Consider the following 4,974-nt stretch of genomic DNA (forward strand, 5'->3'; position numbering starts at 1 on the left):
ACACTCCCCGGGATATTTCCGGCAAGAAGAAAAAGGCGCGCCTGCTCGGGCAAAAAAGCGCGTTCTTTACCCTAAATTAGCCATTCCCTTGGGAAAATGAGGTAAAGCGGCTATACTGGCAGTGTATCAGAAGGATTCGCCCTAATGCCCAAGCTCGTCCGCCTTTACATCACGCAGGTTGCCATCGGATTTGGTCTTGCCGGTGTTTTTGTGGCGATGCTGTTGTGGTTCAATATTGCGAACCTCTGGCATCTGGTCAGCCATTCCGACAAGGGGCTGCTTGCGGTGGTGATTCTCTGGTTCGCCAACGGGATTGTTTTTGCGGGTGTCCAGTTCGGCATCGCCGTGATGCGCATGAAGGATGACGATGACGACGAACCGCGTGGCGGGCATCGTCAGCACATCATGCAGCGGGACTATGTCGCAATCCCGGTCCCTGTGGATCAGGGTCATAAGCGCACGACCTGGCGCAAGCGCTAAGTCGCGGTGCGACAAGAACAATTCAAGTTCCGGTAAGACGCGGCGGAAAGTGTGTGACGGGCCCGCACGCAGCCGTTTGGTTCTCTCATTCCCGAGGACCTGTATGTACAGGTGGGCACCGGATAAACGGACCACGGTCCGGACAGAGCCAGCTCCCTCGGAATTGCTTAAGGCCACCGGAATGCAACCGTTCACGAGAAGGGCAGCACCCGCCACAGCCCATAGGTAGGCCTTGCAGGCCCCCGCGACAAGGGGTTGTTTGCGTTCGTGCTTTGTTCATAATCCCTGCATGGAGAAGATGAGGGATCAAGCCCCGCAACCGGGGCAGCTTCTGGCGCGGGGCGTGTGCCGTCATCTGCGCGGCCATGACTTTGATTCCATTGTGGAATTCACCCCGGAACGGGGGCGCCGCGTGGATGTGATAGCGCTTGGCCCCAAGGGCGAAATCTGGGTGGTGGAGTGCAAGTCAAGCCGCGCCGATTTCATGTCGGACGGCAAGTGGCGGGGCTATCTGCAATGGTGCGACCGATATTTCTGGGCGGTCGGCCCGGATTTCCCGGTCGAGCTGTTGCCCGATGGTACCGGGTTGATCATGGCCGACGCCTATGGCGCCGAGATCATTCGCATGGGGCCGGAAACCCGGCTTGCGGCGGCCCGGCGGGCGGCCCTGACGCGCCGGTTTGCCCGCCACGCGGCGCGGCGCCTGCACGCGGTGCTTGATCCGGGATTATGAGGATTTGGCGCGCGCGGCCTTGGCTGATGCGATCAGTTCAGAGGCGATTTCCTCGGCCTCTTCCGGGGTGAAGTCCATCGGGATTTCAATGCCTTGACCTTCAACAAACAGGCGCACCATGCCCTGATCGGTCGGTCCGATTTGCAGGTTTGCTTCGATATCGCTCTCGCTGTTGATGCCCATGGCTGCCTCCTTGAAACAGGCGATGAGCTACTCTTTTCCCACTTGCTTGGCAAGAGTCTTCACGGTTTGCCGCGCGGCATGGCCAGAGCTTATCCTGTCCTGCGCCTGGCTGGTATAAGGCGGGTTCGCGCTTTCTCGCTGAGCTTTGTTGAACAAAGCATGGAAATCACCCTTTAAGAGGCTTGCAATCGGGCGAGGGGAAAGATAAATCGCCCCACAGTGCCGCCTTAGCTCAGTTGGTTAGAGCGCTGGATTGTGGATCCAGAGGTCCCCCGTTCAAGCCGGGGAGGCGGTACCATCCCACCCCTTTGTCAATTTCCCGGCTCGATCGTCACGCTTTGGCGCAGCTTTCCGGTGGCGCGGTCATAGATCAGGATGCGGTCATCTTGTGTCACGATCGCATACCAACCCGCGGCTTGGGTAAAGGCCGTGGCCTGCGCCCCGTCCGGCAGGGTGAGGCTTTGCGGCAGGTCCGCCGCGTCACTATCCGAGAAGCGGATGACAAACAGCGCAATGATCACTAGAAGGCCAGCAATCATCGTGGCGGTCAGCACCGTGACCAGCCGCATCAGGAATTTCAGCATCGCCGGATTGACCGGCTGAGGGGTATCATCCATGGGCCAGGCCCCGCTTAGCTTTGCGATCGAAAGTGATCCGCCTGCGCGCCTTGATAAGGCGCTTTCGCGTGATGTGCCAGAGGCGGCGAACCTGTCGCGCACCCGGCTCATGCGGTTGATCGCCGAGGGGCACGTGAGGTTGAACGGCGCCGTGGTGCAAGATGCCAAGACCCGCGTGGCCGAGGGCGATCTTGTCGAGATCACCGTGCCCGAGGCCCGCGAAAGCCATATCGGCGCTCAGGATATTCCCCTTGAGGTGGTGTTTGAGGATGACGATCTTATCGTGATCAACAAACCTGTCGGCATGGTGGTGCATCCGGCGCCCGGCACACCCGAGGGCACGCTGGTGAATGCGCTTTTGCATCATTGCGGCGATAGCCTGTCCGGGGTGGGGGGCGCCAAGCGGCCGGGCATCGTGCACCGGATCGACAAGGATACCAGCGGCCTTTTGGTGGTGGCCAAATCCGACGCGGCGCATCACGGCCTTGCGGCGCAATTCGAGGCCCATACCGTCGAGCGCTATTACCGCGCCATCGTGCATGGTGCGCCGGATGCCAGCGATCCGCGTCTGCGCGGCGTGCGCGGCGTAAGCTTTGAGCCGGGCAACGTGATCCGCATCATCACACAGCTGGCGCGTCACAAGACCGACCGTCAGCGTCAGGCGGTGCTGTTTCAGGGCGGTCGCCATGCCGTGACCCGCGCCCGCGTGGTCGAAAGCTTTGGCACCCCCGCCACGGTCAGCCTTGTGGAATGCTGGCTTGAAACCGGGCGCACCCATCAGATCAGGGTGCATCTGACCTATGCCGGTCACGGGCTTATCGGCGATCCGGTCTATGGCGGGCGCCGCAAGCTGTCGCAAAAGGCGCTTTCGCAGGCGGGGATCGAGGCCGCGCAGAATTTTCCGCGCCAGGCGCTTCATGCCGCGATCCTGGGCTTTACCCACCCGGTAACCGGCGAGAAAATGCGGTTCGAGGCCGCCCTGCCAAGCGATATGACCGCCCTGATCGAGGCATTGCGAAGCGAGATTTCGCCGGAAAACCCCTGAAATCTGAGCAAAATCAATTTTCCCGCGACGGAAAAGCGTAAGCTCTGCGTTATATATTCCGACACATCTTGAAACGGGCGGAGTGACGCCCCATGTGGATGTTAACGATATAAACATCGAGAGGGATGAAGCCATGGGCAACTATAAAAACCTGCCGGCTCCGACACCAGAAGGCGGATTGAACCGCTATATGCAGGAAATTCGCAAGTTCCCGTTGCTGGAACCGGAAGAGGAATACATGCTCGCCAAGCGGTGGGCCGAGGAACAGGATACCGAAGCGGCGCATAAGATGGTCACCAGCCACCTGCGATTGGCGGCCAAGATCGCCATGGGCTATCGCGGCTATGGTCTGCCGCAGGCCGAGGTGATTTCCGAGGCGAATGTCGGCCTGATGCAGGCGGTCAAACGCTTTGACCCCGAGCGCGGCTTTCGTCTTGCGACCTATGCCATGTGGTGGATTCGCGCCAGCATTCAGGAATATATCCTGCGCAGCTGGTCGCTTGTGAAACTTGGCACCACCTCGGCGCAGAAAAAGCTGTTCTTCAACCTGCGCAAGGCCAAGGCCAAGATCGGGGCATTCGAGGACGGCGACATGCGCCCGGATGTGGTCAAGAAAATCGCCACCGACCTTGGTGTAACCGAGGACGAAGTGGTCAGCATGAACCAACGTATGGCCGGTGCAGATGCGTCACTTAACGCGACTGTCGGCTCCGAAGGCGAAGGCACCATGCAATGGCAGGACTGGCTTGAGGATGAAGATGCCGATCAGGCCGGCGATTACGAGCGCCGCGACGAGCTTGATGCGCGCCGCGAATTGCTGAGCGAGGCGATGGATGTGCTTAACGAGCGTGAGCGCGATATCCTGACGCAACGCCGCCTGAGCGAAACGACGGTCACACTTGAGGATCTGAGCGGATCCTATGACGTGAGCCGCGAACGTATTCGCCAGATCGAGGTGCGCGCCTTTGAAAAGCTGCAAAAGCGGATGCGCGCGCTTGCACAGGAAAAAGGCATGCTGGCCTCCGCATAATCCTTGGTGGGCACCGATATTCCAAGTAGGTTCTGCCGCGAAGGTGGGGACTGCGATTCATGGATCAGGCGATGGGATTGGCGGCAGGTGGACAAAGGGCCGACATGGCAGGGCGCAAGCGCCTGACCCGTGTCGGTCTTGGCCTCTTTGCGCTGGTGATGCTGCTCGCGGCCTGTGCGCCGCGCATGACGGCCGAGCGGGCCGCGCCGCATCCCGCCGCCACCATTCAGCCGATCTATGTCGCGACCGAACGCGAGCTGGATAAGACCGGGCCGATTTTCGGGCTTAAACGCCCCAGCGGCATGAATTATTTCCGCACCGACATATCCATCCCCCCGACCCATCAGACCGGTGCGATCGAATGGCCCGAAGGCGCGCCAGATGCCGCCACCGATTTCGTGGTGACCGGAACCGAGGTATTTGACGGGCCGGTGCCGATGCTAAGCGATATCCGGCGAAAGAAACCGGGGCGTGAAACGCTGGTCTTCGTGCATGGCTATAACAATACCCTGTCTGAATCGATGTACCGGCTGGCCCAGATCCAGAGCGATTTCACCACGAACATGCCCGCGCTTCTGTTCTCCTGGCCCTCGGCGGGCGATCCGCGCGGCTATGTGTATGACCGCGACAGCGTTCTGTTCGCGCGCGACGATCTTGTGGCGCTGCTTGAGCGGCTGACGGCGCGGCCCGGAGACAAGGTGTTCCTGCTGGCCCATTCGATGGGCGCTCACCTCACGATGGAGGCCCTGCGTCAGGCCGCGCTAAGCGGCAACAGGCGGCTTTTGGCGGGCATCAGCGGTGTCACCCTGATGTCGCCGGATATCGACCCGGATCTGTTTGATCGTCAGGCTGAGGCGATTGGCACATTGCGGCAGCCCTTTCTGAA

General features: G+C 60.5%; 7 protein-coding genes and 1 tRNA gene. 6 read left to right on the forward strand and 2 right to left on the reverse strand.

The window, feature by feature from the left end:
- Nucleotides 1-144 precede the first annotated feature (144 nt).
- Together QZ522_RS17740 and QZ522_RS17745 are read left to right on the forward strand one after the other, a co-directional pair.
- Complete coding sequence (locus tag QZ522_RS17740) at nt 145-480, forward strand: hypothetical protein (RefSeq protein WP_294614720.1); 336 nt, start codon at nt 145-147, stop codon at nt 478-480.
- Between the two features lie 298 nt (nt 481-778).
- Nucleotides 779-1,213, forward strand: coding sequence for an MmcB family DNA repair protein (locus QZ522_RS17745; RefSeq protein WP_294614722.1), 435 nt, complete (start codon nt 779-781; stop codon nt 1,211-1,213).
- Here QZ522_RS17745 and QZ522_RS17750 read toward each other — a convergent pair.
- Nucleotides 1,208-1,396 carry a DUF6324 family protein gene (locus tag QZ522_RS17750; RefSeq protein ID WP_294614725.1) on the reverse strand — a complete coding sequence of 63 codons (189 nt, stop codon included), beginning with the start codon at nt 1,394-1,396 and terminating at the stop codon, nt 1,208-1,210. The two genes, QZ522_RS17745 and QZ522_RS17750, sit on opposite strands and share 6 nt — an antisense overlap.
- Nucleotides 1,397-1,617: 221 nt before the next feature.
- Here QZ522_RS17750 and QZ522_RS17755 point away from each other — a divergent pair.
- A tRNA-His gene (locus QZ522_RS17755) sits at nt 1,618-1,694 on the forward strand.
- 13 nt (nt 1,695-1,707) lie between these two features.
- On the opposite strand, the gene QZ522_RS17760 is transcribed toward QZ522_RS17755, so the two are convergent.
- Nucleotides 1,708-2,013, reverse strand: coding sequence for a DUF6476 family protein (locus QZ522_RS17760; protein ID WP_294614728.1), 306 nt, complete (start codon nt 2,011-2,013; stop codon nt 1,708-1,710).
- Here QZ522_RS17760 and QZ522_RS17765 point away from each other — a divergent pair.
- From QZ522_RS17765 to QZ522_RS17775, 3 genes are all read left to right on the forward strand, one after another.
- On the forward strand, nt 2,012-3,058 hold the full coding sequence (locus QZ522_RS17765; protein ID WP_294614730.1) for an RluA family pseudouridine synthase: 1,047 nt from the start codon (nt 2,012-2,014) through the stop codon (nt 3,056-3,058). The genes QZ522_RS17760 and QZ522_RS17765 overlap by 2 nt on opposite strands.
- Nucleotides 3,059-3,191: 133 nt before the next feature.
- Entirely contained in the window at nt 3,192-4,088 is an 897-nt protein-coding gene (rpoH, locus tag QZ522_RS17770) for an RNA polymerase sigma factor RpoH (protein ID WP_294614732.1), read from the forward strand.
- 104 nt (nt 4,089-4,192) lie between these two features.
- Nucleotides 4,193-4,974, forward strand: a 782-nt coding sequence (locus QZ522_RS17775; protein WP_294614734.1) for an alpha/beta fold hydrolase, incomplete at its 3' end; no start/stop codon positions are given.

It is taken from the genome of uncultured Roseovarius sp. (assembly GCF_913054395.1).
Classification (GTDB): Bacteria; Pseudomonadota; Alphaproteobacteria; order Rhodobacterales; family Rhodobacteraceae; genus Roseovarius.

Bases quoted from the DNA above. Each gene is read 5' to 3' on its own strand.
- QZ522_RS17740 (WP_294614720.1), top strand. From the start codon at position 145: ATGCCCAAGCTCGTCCGCCTTTACATCACGCAGGTTGCCATCGGATTT.
- QZ522_RS17745 (WP_294614722.1), top strand. From the start codon at position 779: ATGAGGGATCAAGCCCCGCAACCGGGGCAGCTTCTGGCGCGGGGCGTG.
- QZ522_RS17750 (WP_294614725.1), bottom strand. From the start codon at position 1,396: ATGGGCATCAACAGCGAGAGCGATATCGAAGCAAACCTGCAAATCGGA.
- QZ522_RS17765 (WP_294614730.1), top strand. From the start codon at position 2,012: ATGGGCCAGGCCCCGCTTAGCTTTGCGATCGAAAGTGATCCGCCTGCG.
- QZ522_RS17760 (WP_294614728.1), bottom strand. From the start codon at position 2,013: ATGGATGATACCCCTCAGCCGGTCAATCCGGCGATGCTGAAATTCCTG.
- rpoH (WP_294614732.1), top strand. From the start codon at position 3,192: ATGGGCAACTATAAAAACCTGCCGGCTCCGACACCAGAAGGCGGATTG.